14 protein-coding genes are annotated in these 21,654 nt (G+C 69.1%); 11 read left to right on the plus strand and 3 right to left on the minus strand.

What is annotated here, in order from left to right; translation table 11 throughout:
* Positions 1 to 70: 70 nt before the first annotated feature.
* Positions 71 to 910, minus strand: coding sequence for a DUF4064 domain-containing protein (locus M3666_RS10520; RefSeq protein WP_251155189.1), 840 nt, complete (start codon positions 908 to 910; stop codon positions 71 to 73).
* Positions 911 to 1,090: 180 nt separating this feature from the next.
* The gene (locus M3666_RS10525; protein ID WP_066657081.1) at positions 1,091 to 1,933 is read right to left on the minus strand and encodes a spermidine synthase; all 843 of its coding nucleotides are present in this window, start codon (positions 1,931 to 1,933) and stop codon (positions 1,091 to 1,093) included.
* A 338-nt stretch (positions 1,934 to 2,271) separates the two neighbouring features.
* On the opposite strand from M3666_RS10525, the gene M3666_RS10530 reads away from it, so the two are divergent.
* The 3 genes from M3666_RS10530 (at position 2,272) to M3666_RS10540 (ending at position 10,612) form a co-directional block, all read left to right on the plus strand.
* On the plus strand, positions 2,272 to 2,847 hold the full coding sequence (locus M3666_RS10530) for a hypothetical protein (protein ID WP_066657079.1): 576 nt from the start codon (positions 2,272 to 2,274) through the stop codon (positions 2,845 to 2,847).
* Between the two features lie 347 nt (positions 2,848 to 3,194).
* Positions 3,195 to 6,683, plus strand: coding sequence for a DNA-directed RNA polymerase subunit beta (gene rpoB / locus M3666_RS10535; protein WP_066657077.1), 3,489 nt, complete (start codon positions 3,195 to 3,197; stop codon positions 6,681 to 6,683).
* A 47-nt stretch (positions 6,684 to 6,730) separates the two neighbouring features.
* A complete protein-coding gene (locus tag M3666_RS10540) occupies positions 6,731 to 10,612 on the plus strand; it encodes a DNA-directed RNA polymerase subunit beta' (RefSeq protein ID WP_066657075.1) in 3,882 nt (1,293 codons plus the stop codon).
* A 146-nt stretch (positions 10,613 to 10,758) separates the two neighbouring features.
* Here the strand turns inward: M3666_RS10540 and M3666_RS10545 are convergent, their stop codons facing one another.
* A complete protein-coding gene (locus M3666_RS10545) occupies positions 10,759 to 11,124 on the minus strand; it encodes a VOC family protein (protein ID WP_058728464.1) in 366 nt (121 codons plus the stop codon).
* A gap of 369 nt (positions 11,125 to 11,493) precedes the next feature.
* Here M3666_RS10545 and M3666_RS10550 point away from each other — a divergent pair, with 369 nt between their 5' ends.
* From M3666_RS10550 to M3666_RS10585, 8 genes are all read left to right on the plus strand, one after another.
* Positions 11,494 to 13,164 (plus strand): GspE/PulE family protein, encoded by a 1,671-nt coding sequence (locus M3666_RS10550; RefSeq protein WP_251155190.1) that lies wholly within the window; start codon positions 11,494 to 11,496, stop codon positions 13,162 to 13,164.
* 19 nt (positions 13,165 to 13,183) lie between these two features.
* Complete coding sequence (locus M3666_RS10555; RefSeq protein ID WP_285841287.1) at positions 13,184 to 14,857, plus strand: type IV pilus twitching motility protein PilT; 1,674 nt, start codon at positions 13,184 to 13,186, stop codon at positions 14,855 to 14,857.
* Positions 14,857 to 16,080: a type II secretion system F family protein gene (locus M3666_RS10560; protein ID WP_081985133.1), complete on the plus strand. Its 1,224-nt coding sequence runs from the start codon at positions 14,857 to 14,859 to the stop codon at positions 16,078 to 16,080. Before M3666_RS10555 ends, M3666_RS10560 begins: the two co-directional genes overlap by 1 nt.
* A gap of 192 nt (positions 16,081 to 16,272) precedes the next feature.
* On the plus strand, positions 16,273 to 16,707 hold the full coding sequence (locus tag M3666_RS17090) for a prepilin-type N-terminal cleavage/methylation domain-containing protein (protein WP_308301848.1): 435 nt from the start codon (positions 16,273 to 16,275) through the stop codon (positions 16,705 to 16,707).
* Between the two features lie 75 nt (positions 16,708 to 16,782).
* On the plus strand, positions 16,783 to 18,243 hold the full coding sequence (locus M3666_RS10570; protein ID WP_251155191.1) for a hypothetical protein: 1,461 nt from the start codon (positions 16,783 to 16,785) through the stop codon (positions 18,241 to 18,243).
* Positions 18,240 to 18,944 (plus strand): type II secretion system protein J, encoded by a 705-nt coding sequence (locus M3666_RS10575; protein ID WP_144411394.1) that lies wholly within the window; start codon positions 18,240 to 18,242, stop codon positions 18,942 to 18,944. The genes M3666_RS10570 and M3666_RS10575 overlap by 4 nt, the downstream gene beginning before the upstream one ends.
* A gap of 50 nt (positions 18,945 to 18,994) precedes the next feature.
* Positions 18,995 to 20,815, plus strand: a complete 1,821-nt coding sequence (locus tag M3666_RS10580; protein WP_251155192.1) for a hypothetical protein — start codon at positions 18,995 to 18,997, stop codon at positions 20,813 to 20,815.
* Positions 20,812 to 21,642, plus strand: a complete 831-nt coding sequence (locus tag M3666_RS10585; RefSeq protein ID WP_251155193.1) for an A24 family peptidase — start codon at positions 20,812 to 20,814, stop codon at positions 21,640 to 21,642. The genes M3666_RS10580 and M3666_RS10585 overlap by 4 nt, the downstream gene beginning before the upstream one ends.
* The last annotated feature ends 12 nt before the right edge of the window (positions 21,643 to 21,654 follow it).

The following is a 21,654-nucleotide window of genomic DNA, read 5'->3' on the forward strand; positions in this document are numbered from 1 at the left end:
GCGGACCGGTCCGGGACGCGGAACGGCCCGCCCCGCTGCAGCGGGACGGGCCGTCGGTGGTACTCGTGGATCAGTTGCCGCCGGTGACCGCGGCAGCCGCGGCGATGCTGACCGCGATGAACGTCGCGAAGGTGGCGACGACGGCGAGGATGATCGCGAGGACACCCCAGACGCGACCCCGGCCCGCGACCGCCGCGATGATGCCCTGCACCAGGGCCCACAGGCCGAGGACGGCTGCGATGAGGATGATGATCGCCCCGCCGCCGAGCTGGCTCATCGCGGACGGGTCGTTCATGAGCTGCTGCTGCAGCTGTTCCTGCTGCTGCACCGATCCGCCGCCGTCGCGCGCGATCTGCTCGAGTGCGGCGTTGCCCGCGAACGCGGCGCCCAGCACGGCACCGCCGACGACGCCGAGCACGAGCGACAGGACCCCGAGCGCGAACGCCACGAGGCCGACGGTCTTCTTCTTCTTCGCCGGCTTCGTCTCCTCGGAGGACTGCCACGCCGGGCTGCCTGCACTCGCCGGCGCCGAGGACGCCGCGTAGGGCTGGTGCGACCCCTGGTGCTCGCCCCACGTCGGGGACTCGTGACGGCCGTCGCGCTGGTCGTACCGACCGTGCTGGTCGTGCTGGTCGTGCTCGCCGTGCTGCGGCTGGCCGTACTGCTGCTGTCCGTGCTGGTCGCGCTCGCCGTACTGCTGCTGCTGCCCGTACTGGTCGCGCTCGCCGTACTGCTGCTGGCCCTGGTGCTGCTCGCCGTACTGCGGCGCCGATCCCGGTGCCGGGTCCACGCGCTCGCCGTAGCGGGGTGCGTCGTGCTGGTCGCGCTGGTCGCGCTGCGGCGCACTGCCCCAGACCGGCGCGTCGCCGTCGCCCGTCCGGTCCTCGTTGCTCCGGTCGTCGTTCGTCATCAGGGGACTCCCTCGGTCGGTCGCGCGGTCGCGCGGTCGTTGTCCCCCATCCTGGCAGCCGGATGCCCGACGTGTTCAGGGGGACTCGGCGCTCCTGTACCCGTCCCACGGCCGGGAGGCCCGGCACCGGACCGGCACCGGGCCTCCCGTCCGGCGTGTGGTCGGGACGCGACCGCGGGCTCAGCCGCCGAAGACGCTGCGGTTCGGTTCGGGGGACGCGACCGCGGTCGCGTCGGTGACGATGGGCGCGCCGGCCGTGAAGGCACGGAGCTCCTGCCCGTGCACCACCTTCGCCGGCATCGGGTCGGACGAGTAGCGCCGGGGCATGTCCGCCACGGGGAGGTCGGTCCGCGACCCGAGCAGCACGATGTTGCCGAACCGCCGCCCCTTGAGCATGCCGGTGTCGGCGACGGCCGCGACCGACGGCAGGACGGCCTGCAGCGTCGATGCCTGCCCGCGTGCGAAGGCCAGACCGGCCCCGTCCGCCACGTTCACGGCGACGATCCCCGTGGGCGAGAGGAACTCGGCGACGGAGCGGTAGAACTCGACGCTCGTCACGTGCGCGGGGATCTGCGAGCCGCCGAACACGTCGACGACCGCCAGGTCCACCGTGCCGCGGAGGCCGGCCGGCAGCTTGCCGAGCACCTCGCGGGCGTCGCCGTAGCGGACCCGGATCGAGGCGCCGCGGGGGAACGGGAGCACCTCGCGCACGTGCTCGACGAGGTCCCGCTCCAGCTCCACGACCTGCTGCCGCGAGCCCGGGCGGGTGACGGCGACGTACCGGGGCAGGGTCAGTGCACCCGCACCGAGGTGCAGCGCCGTGATCGGTCCCTCCGGCAGGAGGTCGATCGCGTGTCCGATGCGCCGGATGTACTCGAACGCCAGGTGCGTCGGGTCCTCGAGGTCGACGTGCGACTGCGGCGTGCCGTCCACCACGAGCGTGAAGGACCCGGGGCGGTGCCGGTCCGGCTCCACCGACGCCCAGCCCGCACCGATCCGGAACCCGTCGAACGCATCAGCCATGCCTCCCATGGAACACCACCGCGGAGCCTCCGCTCTCCGCACGACCAGCCGACGTCAAGGGACACGACGTACCGTTCTCGTCGTCGTCACCCGACCGGTGTCGAGCACCGTGCGGCCGAGGCCGTGGTGTTCCGCCGGTCCGGGTGACCGCGACGTGGACCGGCACGACCCCGCGCGACCCCCACCGCGCCCGGGTGCCCCGCACGTCGTCGGCGCGCCCCGCACCCCCACCCGAGGCTCGCCGCCCTCCCGCGTGCGACGGCGCACGGCACCACGCGTGCGCCGTCCGACGACCCGGGCGCCCGCGGCAGGAACACGACTCCCGCAGGAGACCCGCGATGACCGACACCCTGAGCATCCCCACCCTCCGTCCCGCCCGGCGCCCGGCCGGCGTGCCACGCAGCCGGACCGGCTCCGCCGCGGCGGACGGTCGCCGGTCCGCCCGGCCGCACCGCGCCTCCCGGCCGGTGGCCGTCGACGGTGAGCGCGCTCCCCGGTGGATGCGCGTGGTCGGCGCCGTGCTGCTGCTCGGCGGGGGCGCGCTGACCGCGGCCGTCCTCGGTTGGCCGGGGGACGCACCGGAGGTCGCGCTGCTGCTGCCGGGCGTGGTCGCACTCGTGGCCGGTGCCCTGCTGCTGCTCGCCCGGACCGGCATCGCGGTGACCGACGCCGCCGTCGTCCTGCACTTCCGGCCGCTGCCGACGCGGCGGATCGCGCGGGGACGCATCGCCGACGTGACGGTGGCCGACGCGGACGCGCGCACCTTCGGCGGGGTGGGCCTGCGGCTCGGTCGCGGGGTGCGGGCGCTCATCCTCACGCCGGGCCGCGGCGTGCGGATCACGGACGACCGGGGGCGGGTGACCTTCGTCCGGACCGAGCACCCGGAGGAGCTGCTGCACGCGCTCGAGGACTGATCCGGGCCGCGCTGCGGGAATCCCGGGGCGGCCGGTGTGCTTATACACGCCATCGCCGAATCCGGTCAAGCCAGGACTGGACAGCGCGCGCCAGGGCGACCTATGATGACAGTTCGCGCTCCCTGGCATTCGTGTGTCGTCATATTGCGGTCGAACACGCGCCCTGGTGCAGCCGGTCCCGTATATGGCGGCGGGACCCGCTCACCGATCATCCCACAGGTCCTCGACGGTCGTTGCCGTCGTGCGTTCCGTGTCGGTGGTCCCGGGGTCGCGCCGAGCGATCAATCCACTCACCTACGTGCTGCTCGTCAGTACCGGCCCGACGGGGCCTACCGGAGGTCACACCCTTGGCTGCTGCGCCCAACGCATCCACCAACCCCAAGAACGGTCGCAACCACTCGCGACTCTCGTTCGCCAAGATCACGGACACCCTCACGGTGCCGGATCTGCTCGCCCTCCAGACGGAGAGCTTCGACTGGCTCGTCGGCAACGACGTCTGGAAGGCCCGCCTCGCCGAAGGACAGGAGCAGGGTCGCACCGACCTCGCGCTGCACTCCGGCCTCGAGGAGATCTTCGAGGAGATCTCCCCGATCGAGGACCTCGGCGAGACCATGCAGCTCTCGTTCACGTCCCCGGAGCTCGAGGACCCGAAGTACTCCATCGACGAGTGCAAGGAGCGTGGCAAGACCTACGCCGCGCCGCTGTACGTCAACGCCGAGTTCATGAACCACATGACCGGTGAGATCAAGACGCAGACCGTCTTCATGGGCGACTTCCCGCTCATGACCGAGCGCGGCACGTTCATCATCAACGGCACCGAGCGCGTCGTCGTCTCGCAGCTCGTCCGCTCGCCGGGCGTCTACTTCGAGCGCCAGCAGGAGAAGACCTCCGACAAGGACATCTACTCCGCCCGCGTGATCCCGTCGCGTGGTGCGTGGCTCGAGTTCGAGATCGACAAGCGCGACCAGGTGGGCGTGCGCATCGACCGCAAGCGCAAGCAGTCCGTGACCGTCTTCCTCAAGGCCCTCGGCCTGACGAGCGAGGAGATCATGGAGGAGTTCCAGGGCTTCGCCTCGATCGAGTCGACCCTCGAGAAGGACGCCGTCCTCACCAAGGAAGAGGCGCTCAAGGACATCTACCGCAAGCTGCGTCCGGGCGAGCAGGTCGCCGCCGAGGCCGCGCGTGCGCTCCTCGACAACTTCTACTTCAACTCGAAGCGCTACGACCTCGCCAAGGTGGGTCGCTACAAGCTGAACCGCAAGCTCGGCATCGACGCGCAGCTCTCGGACTCGGTGCTGACCGTGCAGGACATCGTCCGCACCATCAAGTACCTCGTCTCGCTGCACGCCGAGAAGACGACGCTCGACGGTGTCCGTGACGGCGAGCCCGTCCAGCTCCGGCTCGACGTGGACGACATCGACCACTTCGGCAACCGTCGCATCCGCGCCGTCGGCGAGCTCATCCAGAACCAGGTCCGCACCGGTCTGTCCCGCATGGAGCGCGTCGTCCGCGAGCGCATGACCACGCAGGACATCGAGGCGATCACCCCGCAGACCCTGATCAACGTGCGACCCGTCGTCGCCGCGATCAAGGAGTTCTTCGGCACCTCGCAGCTGTCGCAGTTCATGGACCAGAACAACCCGCTCGCGGGTCTGACGCACAAGCGTCGCCTGTCGGCCCTCGGCCCGGGCGGTCTGTCCCGTGAGCGTGCCGGCGTCGAGGTCCGCGACGTCCACCCGTCGCACTACGGCCGCATGTGCCCGATCGAGACCCCGGAAGGCCCGAACATCGGTCTGATCGGCTCGCTCGCGTCGTTCGGTCGGATCAACTCCTTCGGCTTCATCGAGACGCCGTACCGCCGCGTCGTGAACGGTCAGGTCACCACGACCATCGACTACCTCACGGCATCGGAGGAGGACGACTTCGTCGTCGCCCAGGCCAACGCGCCGCTGACCGACGACTTCCACTTCCAGGACGACAAGGTGCTCGTCCGGAAGAAGGGCGGCGAGGTCGAGCTCGTCGGCAAGGACGAGGTCGACTACATGGACGTCTCGCCGCGCCAGATGGTGTCGGTCGCGACCTCGCTCATCCCGTTCCTCGAGCACGACGACGCGAACCGCGCCCTCATGGGTGCGAACATGCAGCGTCAGGCCGTGCCGCTGCTCCGTTCCGAGTCGCCGCTCGTCGGCACCGGCATGGAGGGCTACACCGCCATCGACGCCGGTGACGTCGTCACCGCCGACAAGGCGGGTGTCGTCTCCGAGGTCTCGGCCGACGCCGTGACCCTGCAGCTCGACGAGGGCGGCACGCAGACCTACTACCTGCGCAAGTTCGACCGCTCGAACCAGGGCACGAGCTACAACCACCGCGTCATCGTCTCCGCAGGCGAGCGCGTGGAGCAGGGCGAGGTCATCGCCGACGGCCCCGCGACGGAGAACGGCGAGCTCGCGCTCGGCAAGAACCTCCTCGTCGCGTTCATGCCGTGGGAGGGCTACAACTACGAGGACGCGATGATCCTGTCGCAGAACCTCGTGAAGGACGACACGCTCTCCTCGATCCACATCGAGGAGTACGAGGTCGACGCCCGCGACACGAAGCTCGGCAAGGAGGAGATCACCCGCGACCTCCCGAACGTCAGCCCGGACCTCCTGGCCGACCTCGACGAGCGCGGCATCATCCGCATCGGTGCCGAGGTCCGCCCCGGCGACATCCTGGTCGGCAAGGTCACGCCGAAGGGCGAGACCGAGCTCTCCGCCGAGGAGCGCCTGCTCCGCGCGATCTTCAACGAGAAGTCGCGCGAGGTGCGCGACACCTCGCTGAAGGTGCCCCACGGTGAAGAGGGCACGATCATCGGCGTCAAGGTCTTCGACGCGCAGGACGGCGACGACGAGCTCGGCTCGGGTGTCAACCAGCGCGTGGTCGTCTACATCGCCCAGAAGCGCAAGATCACCGCGGGTGACAAGCTCGCCGGTCGTCACGGCAACAAGGGCGTCATCTCGACGATCCTGCCGGTCGAGGACATGCCGTTCCTCGCGGACGGCACCCCGGTCGACATCGTGCTCAACCCGCTCGGCGTCCCCGGCCGCATGAACTTCGGCCAGGTCCTCGAGATCCACCTCGGGTGGCTCGCGAAGCAGGGCTGGAACGTCGAGGGCATCCAGGAGTGGGCATCCGCCCTGCCGGAGGCAGCGCACAGCGCGGCGCCCGGCACGAAGGTTGCCACCCCGGTGTTCGACGGTGCGTACGAGCGCGAGATCGAGGGGCTCCTCGACAGCACGCTCCCGAACCGCGACGGCGAGCGCCTGATCGGTTCCTCCGGCAAGGCGCAGCTCTTCGACGGCCGCTCCGGCGAGCCGTTCCCGGAGCCCGTCTCGGTCGGCTACATGTACATCCTCAAGCTGCACCACCTGGTCGACGACAAGATCCACGCCCGTTCGACCGGTCCGTACTCGATGATCACGCAGCAGCCGCTGGGTGGTAAGGCGCAGTTCGGTGGACAGCGGTTCGGTGAGATGGAGGTGTGGGCGCTCGAAGCGTACGGCGCCGCCTACGCCCTCCAGGAGCTCCTGACGATCAAGTCCGACGACATCCTCGGCCGCGTGAAGGTCTACGAGGCGATCGTCAAGGGCGAGAACATCCAGGAACCCGGCATCCCCGAGTCGTTCAAGGTCCTCATGAAGGAGATGCAGTCGCTCTGCCTGAACGTCGAGGTCCTCTCGGCGGACGGCCAGGCGGTCAGCCTCCGCGACACGGACGACGAGGTCTTCCGTGCCGCTGAAGAGCTCGGCATCAACATCTCCTCGCGGTTCGAGTCGTCGTCCGTCGACGACATCTGAGCCGGCCCGTACCGAACACGTTTCGAACTCAGCAAGAGAGAAGAACATTGCTCGAAGCAACGTCATTTGACGCCATCCGGATCGGCCTCGCGACCGCCGAGGACATCCGTCAGTGGTCGTACGGCGAGGTCAAGAAGCCGGAGACCATCAACTACCGCACCCTGAAGCCCGAGAAGGACGGTCTGTTCGGCGAGCAGATCTTCGGTCCGTCCCGCGACTGGGAGTGCGCCTGCGGCAAGTACAAGCGTGTCCGCTTCAAGGGCATCGTCTGCGAGCGCTGCGGCGTCGAGGTCACCAAGTCCTCGGTCCGTCGTGAGCGCATGGGCCACATCGAGCTCGCCGCCCCCGTCACGCACATCTGGTACTTCAAGGGCGTCCCGTCGCGCCTCGGGTACCTCCTCGACATGGCGCCGAAGGACCTCGAGAAGGTCATCTACTTCGCGGCGTACATGATCATCGACATCGATGAAGAGGGCCGTCACGCCGACATGCCCGGTCTCGAGAACGAGATGCGCCTCGAGATCAAGAACCTCGAGGGTCAGCGCGACTCGATCATCGCCGACCGCCTCAAGAAGCTCGAGGACGACCTCGCAGCGCTCGAGGAAGAGGGCGCCAAGGCCGACGTGAAGCGCCGGACCAAGGACACCGCCGAGAAGGAGATGTCCCAGGTCCGCAAGTCCTTCGACGAGGACATCACCCGCCTCGAGCGCGTGTGGGAGGACTTCCGCAACCTCAAGGTCGGCGACCTCAAGCCCGAGGACGCCGTGTTCCACGAGCTGCAGGACCGCTTCGGGATCTACTTCGACGCCTACATGGGCGCCGAGGCGATCAAGCTGCGGCTCGAGGCCTTCGACCTGGCCGCCGAGGCCGAGTCGCTGCGCCTGCAGATCGCCGAGGGCAAGGGTCAGAAGAAGATCCGCGCGATCAAGCGCCTGCGCGTCGTCAGCTCCTTCCTCGCCACCGGCAACTCGCCGGCCGCGATGGTGCTCGACGTCGTGCCGGTCATCCCGCCGGAGCTGCGCCCGATGGTGCAGCTCGACGGTGGCCGCTTCGCCACGTCGGACCTCAACGACCTCTACCGTCGTGTGATCAACCGCAACAACCGTCTCCGCCGCCTGCTCGACCTCGGTGCCCCCGAGATCATCGTGAACAACGAGAAGCGCATGCTGCAGGAAGCGGTCGACGCGCTGTTCGACAACGGTCGTCGTGGTCGTCCCGTCACGGGTACCGGCAACCGCGCCCTGAAGTCCCTGAGCGACATGCTCAAGGGAAAGCAGGGTCGTTTCCGCCAGAACCTGCTCGGCAAGCGCGTCGACTACTCGGGTCGTTCGGTCATCATCGTCGGCCCGCAGCTCAAGCTGCACCAGTGCGGTCTGCCGAAGCAGATGGCGCTCGAGCTGTTCAAGCCGTTCGTCATCAAGCGCCTGATCGACCTGTCGCACGCGCAGAACATCAAGTCGGCCAAGCGCATGGTCGAGCGTTCGCGTCCGCAGGTGTGGGACGTGCTCGAGGAGATCATCCGCGAGCGCCCCGTCCTGCTGAACCGTGCGCCGACGCTGCACCGTCTGGGCATCCAGGCGTTCGAGCCGCAGCTCGTCGAGGGCAAGGCCATCCAGCTCCACCCGCTCGTGTGTGCTGCGTTCAACGCGGACTTCGACGGTGACCAGATGGCCGTGCACCTGCCGCTGTCGGTCGAGGCCCAGGCCGAGGCCCGCATCCTGATGCTCGCCTCGAACAACATCCTCAAGCCGTCGGACGGCCGTCCGGTGACCCTGCCCGCACAGGACATGATCATCGGTCTGCACCACCTGACGACCGTCCGTGAGGGCGCGCTCGGCGAGGGCCGTGCGTTCTCGTCGGTCGCCGAGGCGATCCTGGCCAAGGACCAGAACACGCTGCACCTCAACGCGATGGTGAAGATCCGCATGTCGGGTGTCCACTTCGCCGAGGGCGAGGCGCCGGAGGGCTACGAGGTCGGTCAGCCGATCCTCCTCGAGACCACCCTGGGCCGTGCGCTCTTCAACGAGACGCTGCCGGCGGACTACCCGTTCGTCCAGCGCGTCACCGACAAGGGCACCCTCTCCGCGATCGTCAACGACCTCGCCGAGCGCTACTCCAAGACCGAGACGGCCGCTGCGCTGGACCGGATCAAGGACGCGGGCTTCTACTGGGGCACGCGCTCCGGTGTGACCGTGGCGCTGTCGGACGTCGTGACGCCTCCTCGCAAGAAGGAGATCATCGCGGGCTACGAGGTCCAGGCCGCCAAGGTCCAGGGCGAGTTCGACAAGGGTCTGATCACCGACGCGGAGCGCCGCGCCGACCTGATCAAGATCTGGACCGAGGCCACGAACGAGATCGCGCAGGAGATGCGCGACAACTTCCCGGTCGACAACACCATCAACCGCATGGTCTCGTCGGGTGCTCGTGGTAACTGGCTGCAGGTGCGCAACATCGCCGGTATGCGTGGTCTGGTGAACAACCCGAAGGGTGAGATCATCGCCCGCCCGATCATCAACTCGTACCGCGAGGGCCTGACCGTGGCGGAGTACTTCATCGCCACGCACGGTGCCCGCAAGGGTCTGGCGGACACGGCTCTCCGTACCGCCGACTCGGGCTACCTGACCCGTCGTCTCGTCGACGTGTCGCAGGACGTCATCATCCGTGAGGACGACTGCGGGACGACCCGTGGCCTCGAGCTGCCGATCGCGACCGTGGGTGCCGACGGCGCCCTCGTCCGCGACCCGCGCGTCGAGAACACCGTCTACTCGCGCACGCTGGCCACCGAGGCAGCGGACGCGAAGGGCACGGTCGTCGCCGAGGCCGGTTCGGATGTCGGTGACGTCCTGCTGGACACGCTGCTCGAGGCGGGTGTCGAGAGCATCAAGGTGCGCTCGGTCCTGACCTGTGAGTCGGCCGTCGGTGTCTGCGCGAAGTGCTACGGCCGTTCGCTCGCCACGGGCAACCTCGTCGACATCGGCGAGGCGGTCGGCATCATCGCCGCCCAGTCCATCGGTGAGCCCGGTACCCAGCTGACGATGCGTACCTTCCACACGGGTGGTTCGGCCTCGGCCGACGACATCACGCAGGGTCTGCCCCGCGTGACCGAGCTCTTCGAGGCGCGCACCCCGAAGGGCGCGTCCCCGATCGCCGAGGCCCCCGGCCGCGTCACGATCGAGGACACGGACAAGGGTCGTCGGATCATCCTCACGCCGGACAACGGCGACGAGCCGTTCATCTACCCGGTGCTCAAGCGTGCGACCCTCCTCATCGAGGACGGCCAGCACGTCGAGCTCGGCGAGCAGTTCATCGCCGGCACGGTGGACCCGAAGGAGGTCCTCCGGGTCAAGGGTGTGCGCGAGGTCCAGAAGCACCTCGTCAACGGTGTGCAGGACGTGTACGGCTCGCAGGGCGTGCCGATCCACGACAAGCACATCGAGGTCATCGTCCGCCAGATGCTCCGCAAGGTCACCGTCGTCGACCACGGCGACACCGACCTGCTGCCGGGCGAGCTCGTCGACCGGTCGCGCTACAACGCGCTGAACCGTGCGGCGCTGCAGGAGGGTCGTAAGACCGCCTCGGCTCGCCAGGAGGTCATGGGCATCACGAAGGCGTCCCTCGCGACCGAGTCGTGGCTGTCCGCCGCGTCCTTCCAGGAGACCACCCGCGTCCTCACGCAGGCGGCCATGGAGGGCAAGCAGGACCACCTCGTCGGTCTCAAGGAGAACGTCATCATCGGTAAGCTCATCCCCGCCGGGACGGGCCTCAGCCGGTACCGTGACGTGGACGTCGCCGCGACCGAGGAAGCCAAGGCGGAGCGGTACCCCAACCGCATCTTCGCCGACGACTCCTCGTTCTCGGACGCCGACCTGAGCTTCGTCGACTTCGACAGCTTCTCGTCGGACGACTTCACGCCCGGGACCTACAACTGAGCCTGAGCTGAACCCGGAAGGCCCCCGCATCCTCGGATGCGGGGGCCTTCCTCGTTGCCGGCGCGTGGCCGGTCAGCGGCGTGCTGCCGGCCTGGAGGCTCGTGGCGAGCCCGCCACGCGCCTCCAGGCCGGCGCGCGGTCGCGTCTCAGGCCGTGCGGCCCTTCTCGTCGACCAGCGAGTACAGGCTGAGGACGTTGCCGTCGGGGTCGCGGACGTCGAACCAGTCGACGGCACCGTCGACGCACTCGACCGGGCCGACGTCGATGCCGAGCGACCCGATGCGGGCGTGCTGGGACCGGACGTCGTCGACACCGAACCGGACGGTCGCCGGACGCCGTTCGGCGTCCGCGTCGAGGTACAGCTGCAGCCAGATGCCGCCGATCTCGTACTCGACGACGCCGTCCTCGGGCTCCAGGTCGGGGTCCGCACGCTGGAACACGGCGCCGTACCAGAGGCAGGACGCCTCGATGTCGGAGACGGGGAGGCCCACGGTCACGCTCGTGATGTCCATGGCTCATCATGGCCCGGGGCGGCGCCGCACGTCGAGGACTTCGTCGTGGGGCGGTGCGGGCGGCGGCCGCGCGTGGACCCCGTCGCGTCCGTTCCTGCACAGCCCGGGGTCTCGACCGAGTGCTCCACCGATCGCCGGACCGCCCACCCCGCGAGCACGCTCGCGACGGAGCATCGACCCGTGTCGATCATCGTCCGGACCACCCAGTACCGGCGGGTACCCCTGCACTGGGGACACCCGCCACCCCGTCGCCCCCTCGTTGTGGGACTGCGGTCGCCGCGCACCGCGGCAATAGCGTGGACGGGCGCCGCACCGCTGCGGGACGCATCCCCACGACCCGGTCTCGACCCGAAGGAGGCTCCGGGACACATGGCCACGCTCTCCGAGATCCTCATCCTCAACGGCGCACTGCCGATCGAACACCTCGACTCGATGACGGGGGACGAAGCGATCGACGAGCGCTCGATCCGCACCCTGGTCGACCAGGGCGTGGTGAGCGAGGCGCAGTACATCACCGCGCGTGCGGCCTCGAACAACGCGCACACCGTCCCGCTGACCGACTACCCGGTCGACGGCACGGCGGTGTCGATGCTGCCCGCGGCGCTCTGCCGTCGGCACGGTGTGCTCGGTGTCGGGTTCGAGGGCGAGACGCTCGTGCTGGCGATGGTGAACCCCTCGAACGTGCTCGCCATCGACGACGCCCGCACCGCCTCCGGTCGCTCGATCAAGCCGCTGCAGGTCGACGAGCGCGACCTGGTGAGCGCCCTCGACCGGTACCTGCGCGCCGACGACGAGCTCAACGACCTGACCTCGTCGTTCGAGGACCAGTCGGCCGCCCCGACCCAGCAGCAGGTGGACCTGACCGACGGCGCGCTCGACGACGTGCCGATCGTCCGCTTCGTGAACCTGCTCGTGTCGCAGGCCATCCAGGACCACGCGTCCGACATCCACATCGAGCCGGGCGAGCACGAGGTCCGGGTGCGATACCGCATCGACGGCGTGCTGCACGAGATGGCCCCGGCGCCGAAGAACATCCAGAACGGTGTCATCAGCCGGCTCAAGATCATGAGCGACATCGACATCGCCGAGCGTCGGAAGCCGCAGGACGGCCGCATGTCGGTGCGCCACGGCGGTCGGCAGATCGACCTGCGTGTGGCGACGCTGCCGACCGTGTGGGGCGAGAAGGTCGTCATGCGGATCCTCGACAACACGAACACGTCGCTGACGCTCAAGGACCTCAACCTGCTCGAGCAGAACTTCCAGGCGTACCAGCGGTCCTACTCGAAGCCGTACGGCATGATCCTGGTCACCGGACCCACCGGTTCGGGCAAGTCGACCACGCTGTACACGACGCTGAACGCCGTCGCGAAGCCCGAGATCAACGTCATCACGGTCGAGGACCCGGTCGAGTACCGGATGGCCGGCATCAACCAGGTGCAGGTGAACCCGAAGGCCGGGCTGACGTTCGCGTCCGCGCTGCGCTCGATCCTGCGCTCCGACCCCGACGTGGTGCTCCTCGGTGAGATCCGCGACCACGAGACGGCGCAGATCGCGATCGAGGCCTCGCTCACCGGTCACCTGGTGCTCTCGACGCTGCACACCAACGACGCACCGTCGGCCGTCACCCGTCTGACCGAGATGGACATCGAGCCCTTCCTGGTCGGCTCCGCACTCGATTCGGTGGTCGCCCAGCGTCTGGCCCGCCGGCTCTGCGACCGGTGCAAGGCCCCGGCGGTGTACGAGGCCGAGCAGCTGCACGCGCTCGGGTTCCTCGACCGTGCGGACGCGGCCGTGCCGGAGTTCTTCGCGCCGATCGGCTGTGCCGTCTGCTCGAACACCGGCTACCGCGGCCGGATCGCCCTGCACGAGGTCATGACCGTCTCCGAGGAGATCGAGCGGCTCGCCGTCGCGCGGGCCTCGAGCGCCGAGATCAGCCGCGTCGCCCAGCAGCAGGGCATGCTCACCCTCCGACAGGACGGGTGGGAGAAGGTCAAGCTCGGCATGACCAGCGTCGACGAGATCCTGCGCGTGGTCGCGTAGTCCCGGGAGCACGAGGACGATGAACGAATCGGTGTACGACATCGAGGCCGGCGACGACCCCGTCGCCGGATGGCACCCCGGACAGCCGGGCAACGAGGTCGGCGGTCGTCGGGCTGCGCGGCTCGCTGCCGCTGCTGCGGCCGCTGCGGCGTCGGCACCCTCGGCGTCGTCGAGCGACCGCTCGCCCGTGCCGACGTCGAGCAGTGCCGTGTACGACCTGTCGACCGAGCCCGCGTGGGGCGCACCGGCGGCGTGGGGCGGCTCGTCCGCGGCTGCGACCTCCAGCGGATCCTCGTGGCCGCCGCCCGCCGGCGACCCCGTCGCCGTCCCGGTCGCGCAGCCGCAGGCCGCGCCGGCCACGCCCCCGGCGGCCGTCCCCGCGTCGACGGCCGCGTACGGCTACGCCGAGACGGTGACCGAGCACCTGCCGGTGGCGCCCGCGGTACCGATTACGAGCCTCCAGGCCGTCACCACCACGACGCAGGGCCGCGCCGTCGACGCCGGCTCGCACCCCGAGATCGGCTTCACGCGCCACGCGCGCGAGGTCGCCGACGCCGACCTCATCACGGCGCTCTCGCAGGTCGTGTACCAGGGCGCCTCGGACCTCCACGTCACCGCCGACGCCCCGCCCACCGTGCGGGTCGACGGCTCCCTGCGGCCCGCGGTCCCCGGGGGACCCTGGGCACGCAACAAGGTGATCGCCGCACTGAAGACCCTGTTGAGCCCCGAGCAGGCCGGGCAGTTCGACCACGAGCAGGAACTCGACTTCGCGTACTCCCTGTCGCCGGAGTTCCGCTTCCGCGTGAACTACTACCAGCAGCGCGGCAACTGGGGCGCGGCCTTCCGCATCATCCCGACGAAGATCAAGACGCTCAAGCAGCTCGGCATCCCGGAGCACGTGGGGGAGTTCGCGAAGCTGCCCCGCGGCCTCGTGCTCGTCACCGGGCCGACCGGTTCCGGCAAGTCGACGACCCTCGCCGCGCTCATCGACCTGGTCAACGAGACCCGGGCCGACCACATCGTGACGGTCGAGGACCCGATCGAGTTCATGCACGACCACAAGAAGGCGATCATCAACCAGCGCGAGGTCGGGGCGGACACGCACTCGTTCGCCGCCGCGCTGAAGCACGTGCTGCGGCAGGACCCCGACGTCATCCTGATCGGTGAGCTCCGCGACCTCGAGACCATCTCCGTCGCGCTCACCGCGGCCGAGACCGGCCACCTCGTCTTCGCGACGCTCCACACGCAGAGCGCTCCGGGCACCATCGACCGCGTCATCGACGTGTTCCCGCCGCACCAGCAGGGGCAGATCCGAACGCAGCTCGCGGCGACACTCGAGGGTGTCGTCTGCCAGACGCTCGTGCCGAAGGCGAACGGCACCGGCCGGGTCGTCGCCACCGAGATCATGCGGACGACGCCGGCGATCGCGAACCTGGTGCGCGAGGGCAAGACGTACCAGATCACCTCGGCGATGCAGGCCGGCCGAGACGCCGGGATGCACACGATGGACCAGGACCTGGCCGAGCTGGTCAACGTCGGCACCGTCACCCGGGCTGCGGCGATGGAGAAGGTGCACGACGAGGACGGCTTCGACCGGCTCGTCCAGCGCGTCGAGTCGCCCTCCGACTCGTCCGCCGCCGCGATCGCCGCATCCGAGATCGACTTCGGCGACAAGTACTCCGGAGGCCACTGATGTCGCTCGCGTTCGACTACCGGGGCCGCGACGGCGCCGGCAAGCTCGTCAAGGGTCGGCTCGACGCCGCGTCGGAGGGCGCGGTCGTCCAGCGCCTGCGCGGCATGGGCGTCTCGCCGATCGCCATCACCGAGGCGAAGCCCGGCACCGGGCTGCAGACCGAGATCAAGATCCCGGGGCTCGAGAAGGGCGTCGGGCTCAAGGACCTCGCGATCATGTCGCGCCAGGCCTCGACGATGCTCTCGTCCGGGCTCTCGCTCCTGCGTGCGCTGACGATCCTGGCGGGCCAGACCGAGAACAAGAAGCTCAAGGAGATCCTCGGCAAGGTGCGGGACGACGTCGAGCGCGGCGTCTCGTTCTCGGACGCCGTCGCGAAGTACCCGGTCGACTTCCCGCCGATCATGATCAACATGATCCGCGCGGGGGAGACCGGCGGATTCCTCGACCAGGCGATGGACTCGATCGCGACGAACTTCGAGAAGGAGCACAAGCTCCGGTCGACGATCAAGTCGGCCATGACCTACCCGGTCGTGGTGCTCGTGATGTCGCTGCTGGCAGTCGTCGTCATGCTCGTCTTCATCGTGCCGATCTTCCAGGACATGTTCGCGTCGCTCGGTGGGCAGCTGCCGTTGCCGACCCGGATCCTCGTGCAGCTCTCGCACGCGATGCGCTGGGCCGGACCGATCCTGGCGGTACTCGTCGTCGTCGGGTGGCTCTGGTACCGGGGGAACAAGAACACGGACCGCTTCCGGGCGTTCCGGGACCCGATCCTGCTGCGGATGCCGGTGTTCGGGCAGTTGACGAAGAAGATCGTCATCGCCCGGTTCGCCCGGAACTTCTCGAACATGATCGGGGCCGGCGTCCCCATCCTGCAGGCATTGAAGATCGTGGGAGAAGTATCCAACAACTTCGTCGTGCAGAAAGCGCTCGACCGGGTCGCGGAAAGCGTCCGGAAAGGCGAATCGATCGCCGAGCCGCTGGCAAAGGAGAACGTCTTCCCGCCGATGGTCGCGCAGATGATCGCGGTGGGCGAGGACGCCGGTTCGCTCGAGGTCATGCTGGAGAAGATCGCAATCTTCTACGACTCCGAGGTGGAATCGACCACGGAATCCCTGACGTCGCTCATCGAGCCGTTGCTCATCGCATTCCTCGGCGTCGTGGTCGGCGGCATGATCGTCGCGCTCTACCTGCCGATCTTCCAGATCTCCTCGCTCGTCAAGTAACTCGACGGCGCACGCCCTCCGTTCGGGGGTCGGTCAGGAATTCCGCACCCCCGGTACTGGGGGCATTTCGCAGCACGGATCACCCCCGTTCTCGGGATTATGCCCGGAAAGTGCCGTCAATACGCTTGCCAGCGGCGGCGGAGCAGTCTGCGGCACAACCCCCATCGCATTCCCGAGAAGAACGGAACCACCATGTACTTCGCTCTCATGGGCAAGCTCGACGCTCGCCGCAAGGGCCTCCTCGAGGACAAGGAGAAGGGCTTCACGCTCATCGAACTCCTGGTCGTCGTGATCATCATCGGCATCCTCGCCGCGATCGCCATCCCGGTGTACCTGAACGTGCAGAACAACGCGAAGGACGCGACGGTGAAGTCCGACCTGGCGAACGCGAAGACCGCGGTCATCGCGTTCCAGACGGACAAGAACGGGAAGCTCCCGACGGACGCCGAGTTCAAGGACGTCCCGACCATGTCGCCGTACGGGTACACGAGGAGCGATGGGACCAAGTTCGTTTACACGCCCGCCGCTACCGGCACGTCGTTCTCGATCTGCGCGAGTGGCGACACGAAGACCTCCTTCACCATCACCGACACCACGGCGGCCACCAAGGCCGGCAACTGCGTGTAGTGCGACCCCGATGGGGTGACCGGTCTGTAGACGGGTCACCCCATCATCGTTCCGACCACCGCCGAGGAGGTGACCGTGATCCGCACCCTGCAGCGCGCCCTGCGCCCGGTCGACCCGACGACCCGTGAGGCGGGCCTCTCGGTCATCGAGGTCATGGTCGCCATGATGGTCTTCGCCGTGATGAGCGTCGGGATCGCCTACGGCATCGCGAACACCCTCCAGCTCACCCAGACGAGCCGTGGCCGCGAGACCGCGGTGGCGCTCGCCTCGCAGGACATCGACTCGATGCGGCAGACGGCCGCCGCGACGACCGCCGGCATCTTCAAGGTCATCAGCAAGGACGGGGCGGTCAACACGAAGACCCTCGGCGGCGTGACCTACCAGATCGACCGGTCGGTGCGGTGGGTGCAGAGCGACGGTGCGAGCGGTGCGTGCGGCACCTCGAACGGCAAGCTCGCGTACAAGAGCGTCGTCGCGACGGTGTCCTGGCCGAACGCCCGCGGCGGTACGTCCTCCACGTCGATGACCTCGGCGATCGCCCCGAGCGACGCCGTCACGGACCCGGGCTACGGCACCGTGATCGTCTCGGTCGCGAACGCGTCCGGTGCGCCGTTCGCCGGCGTGACCGTCTCGTTGACGCCGATCTCGGGCAGCGGCGCCGTCGCACCGAGCACCTCCCCGCTGCCGACCGACTCCCAGGGCTGCTCGTACGCGGTGAACGTGGCGCCGGGTGACTACACCGTCACCGCCAGCGTCGCGGACGGCATCGACACCGACCAGAAGCAGCCCTCCCAGCAGACCCCGATCACCGTTGCCGCCGGCGCGAGCGCCCCCGTCCCGTTCGTCTACGACCGCGCGAGCCGACTGACGCTCGGGTACGCGCAGTCCTACGGGGCGACGCTCCCCACGAACATGCCCACCGTGCTCTCGAGCACCGGCGGCGGGCTCGACACGGTGACGCCCTGGGACACGACGAGCACGACGCTCGCGATCACCTCGACCTCGACGCCCTCGCTCCCGGTCTTCCCCTTCACCTCCGGGTACACGGCCTACGCCGGCCCCTACTCGAACAGCCCGAACGCCAGGGTCAACTGCCTCAGCCCGAGCCCCGCCGCGTGGACCACGCCCAACGCGGACGGAGCGGTCGGAGCCACCCTCGACGTGATCACGACGAGCGCGGGTGAGCCCTCGAGCGGTTCCGTGCGCATGGGTGTCGCGACGGTCAAGGGCGTCAAGGGGCGCTACGTCACCGCGGTCTCCTCCGCGAACCCCGGTCCGGGCGATCCGGGCTGCGCAGCGGGCATGACGATGAAGTTCCCGGTGTCGTCCGCGGACACCGCCACCATCGCCCTGCCCTTCGGCACGTGGACCATCTCGTCCGGCACGACGTTCGGGTCGACGTCGCGCAACGAGATCGCCACGAACGCCTCCAACGTCGCGCCGGTCACGCCCGGGACGGTCAACAGGAAGACCGCGCTCATCGTCATCAGCTACGACAACACGCTCACCCTCGACCCGCGCGGGCAGACCTCGTGATGCGGGTGCTCCGTCGCTTCCGGCACGAGGACGACGGCGTCGGGCTCATGGAACTCATCGTCGCGATGAGCATCTCGATGGTGATCCTCGTCGCGGTCGGGGGCTTCTTCACCGCGACGCTGCGTGCCGGGTCGACGAACACCCGGTCCGACCAGAACGCGCGATCGGCGTCGGTCGTGATGAACTCGCTCACCCGCTACGTGCACGCGGCGAGCCTGCTGCCGAAGGCGGACGGCACCTACGCGTCCGCGGTGACCCAGGCCGACGGTTCGAGGATGACGTTCACCGCCTTCGTGAACCTCGACGGCAACGCAACCGACGTCCCGGTGCAGGTGCGGTACTCGCTCAACGGGGCGAAGGGCATCGTGCTCGACCGGTGGACGGGCACCACGACGAAGGGCTTCACGACCTTCCCCGCACCGACGCAGCCGCCCACCACCTCGACCGTCCTCGGCGGAGCGGTGTCCTCCCCGACCGGGGACGGCGACCCGCTCTTCACCTACCTCGGTGCGAACGGGACTCCGCTGCCGACCCTCGCCGACGGTTCCCTGGCCACGACGCAGCTCGGAGCGGTCCGCGCCGTCCGCGTGAACCTCGAGCTCGGAGCCCCCACGGCGGACACCCCGGGCAACACCCACATCCAGAACACGCTGTACCTCTTCAACGTGGCGTACGGCACGAACTCCGGAGCGACACCGTGATCGGCCGGATCAGCGCTGCCCTCCGCCGCGCGCACGGGGACGAACGGGGCATGGCCCTGGCGAACGTCGTGATCTTCGGCACGGTCATGCTCATGCTCGTCGCGACGATGGTCGCGGTGTCCACCTCGGGGGCGGTGAAGTCGGCGACGGACCGGAACTTCCAGAACGCCATGGCCGCGGCGTACGCCGGCCTGGCCGACTACCAGTCGAAGCTGTCCAACGACAACGGCTACGCGCTCTACGGCAACGCGGCAGCACAGTTCAGCAAGACGAGCGGGTCGACGTTCACCGGCGACGACAAGAACACCGCCTTCACCAGCAGCGGCTCGCAGTGGGCGTCCGTCGTGGGCTCCACGGACCAGTTCTTCCGGTACGAGGTCGACAACGCCGACTACTCGTCGAAGGGCGTGCTCCGGGTCCGCGTCACGGGGAAGTCCGGCGGGAGCGTCCGGTCGCTCGTGGCGAACCTCAAGGGCGACGGCTTCATCAACTACCTGTACTTCACGAACTACGAGTCGTCGAGTCCGTCGATCTCCGGCAGTGACTGCACGACCGCCTACCAGTGGCAGGGAGGCGTGTCGAACAGGTGCCAGGCCGTGCAGTTCGCCGGGACCGACGTCCTCAACGGCCCGATCCGGACGAACGACGTCTTCACGGCGGCGTGCGCGACGACCTTCAACGGCAGCGTCGAGCAGCACGACACGCGGGTGCGTCCGTCCAGCGGGACCTGCAGCGGCCAGTTCCTCGGTGGTGACCCGTCACCCGTGCCGTACCTGGGGCTTCCGGCGCTGAACTCGAACATGTCCCAGGAGACCCGCGTCGACATCCCCGCCACCGTCCCGCGTCCCGGCTGCCTGTACACGGGCCCGACCCGGGTGGCCTTCCTCGGAGGCGGCAAGATGACGGTCTGGTCGCCGTGGTCGAAGGCGACGCAGATCCGGGTGGACAGCCAGTCCGGCGAGGTGTCCGCGAGCGCGGACACCGCGAAGGCAGCGTCGCTCTGCGGGTCGATCGACGCCCTGCAGAGCCAGGGCGGCGCGACGATCCCCACGCTGCCCGCGAACCTCGTGTACGTGCAGGACGTCCCGTCGGCGACGAACAACGTGAACACCTGGTCGGGGACCTTCCCGTCGAAGTACACCAACACCTACTGCACGACGACGGTCACGGTCGGGGCGAACGGCCGGGCGACGACGAAGGCGAACCAGCCGTTCAGCAACGGCATGGGCTACCCGGCCGCAGGGGAGTGGGTGAACGGCCGCAGCGCCGGCCGCAACAACACGACGCAGGCCGGTTCCGCGCCGGACACCTACTCGTGCACCGCCGGCGACGTCTTCGTCAGTGGCCCGTTCGCCGGCGCGATGACGATCGCCTCGTCGGGCACGATCTGGGCGACCGGCAGCGTGACGTACGACGACCCCACCACCGACATCCTCGGCCTCGTCGGCCAGAACGCGGTCGAGGTGTACAACCCGACCAAGTGCACCTCCTACGCGTCCGACGGCACCGCCTGCAACAACTCGGGGATCGCCCTGCTGAACCGCTCGACCGGGGACGGCATCACCATCAGCGGTGCCATCGCCAGCAACGCCGGGACGTTCTGGAACCAGAACTACGACGTCGGACCGAAGCTCGGCGTGCTCAAAGTCGTCGGCTCCATAGCGCAGAACTGGCGCGGACCGGTCGCGACCACCGGGAACACCGGGTTCTCGAAGAACTACGTGTACGACCAGCGGCTGCTCACCACCGCCCCGCCGAAGTTCCTGCAGCCCGTCTCGACCTCGTACGGCGTGACGACACAGGTCGAGGTGCAGTCCGCGTACCAGGTCGACGGTGCGTGCGCGAGGACGAGCACGGGAGCCTGCCGGTGAGCGCCGCCTGGGTCCTTGCCGCCCTGGCCGGTGTGCTCGGTCTGGCGATCGGCTCCTTCCTCAACGTCGTCGTGCACCGTGTCCCCGCCGGGATCTCCGTCGTCGCGCCGGCGAGCGCGTGCCCGCGGTGCGACCACCCGATCCGCAGACGGGACAACGTCCCGGTCCTCTCGTGGCTGCTGCTGCGCGCGCGGTGCCGCGACTGCGCCGCTCCCATCTCGGCCCGCTACCCCGCGGTCGAGGGCGCGACCGCGGTCCTGTTCGTGCTCGTCGCCCTCGTCGTCCCCCAGCCGCTCGGCGCCACCACCGTCGGCGAGGCCCTCGGTCGGACCGTGATGCTCGCCGCCCTGCTGTTCCTGATGGCGGTGAGCGTCGCGCTCTCGCTGATCGACCTCGACACGCACCGGCTGCCGAACGCCGTCGTCTACCCGGCTGCCGTCGTGCTGCTGGTGCTCCTCGGCGCGGTGTCCGCGGTGTCCGGGGACTGGGGCGCCCTGCTGCGCGGTCTCCTCGGCGCCGTCGTGCTCGGTGGTGCGTACCTGGTCCTGGCGCTCGCGGTCCCCGGGGGGATGGGGCTCGGCGACGTCAAGCTCGCCGTGGTCCTCGGCCTCGTGCTCGCGTACCTCGGATGGGGACCCCTCGCAGTGGGAGCTTTCGGCGGCTTCCTCGTCGGCGGTACGGTCGCGATCGCACTCGTCGCCGTCGGTCGCGCACGGATGGGCAGCGGAGTCCCCTTCGGGCCGTCGATGCTCGTCGGCGCCTGGATCGGCATCGTCCTCGGCGCACCCCTCTGGTCGGCCTACCTCGGGCTCCTCGGCCTCTCCTGACCCTCAACGAAA

The sequence above is a fragment of the Curtobacterium sp. ODYSSEY 48 V2 genome (assembly GCF_023712625.1).
GTDB lineage: Bacteria > Actinomycetota > Actinomycetes > Actinomycetales > Microbacteriaceae > Curtobacterium.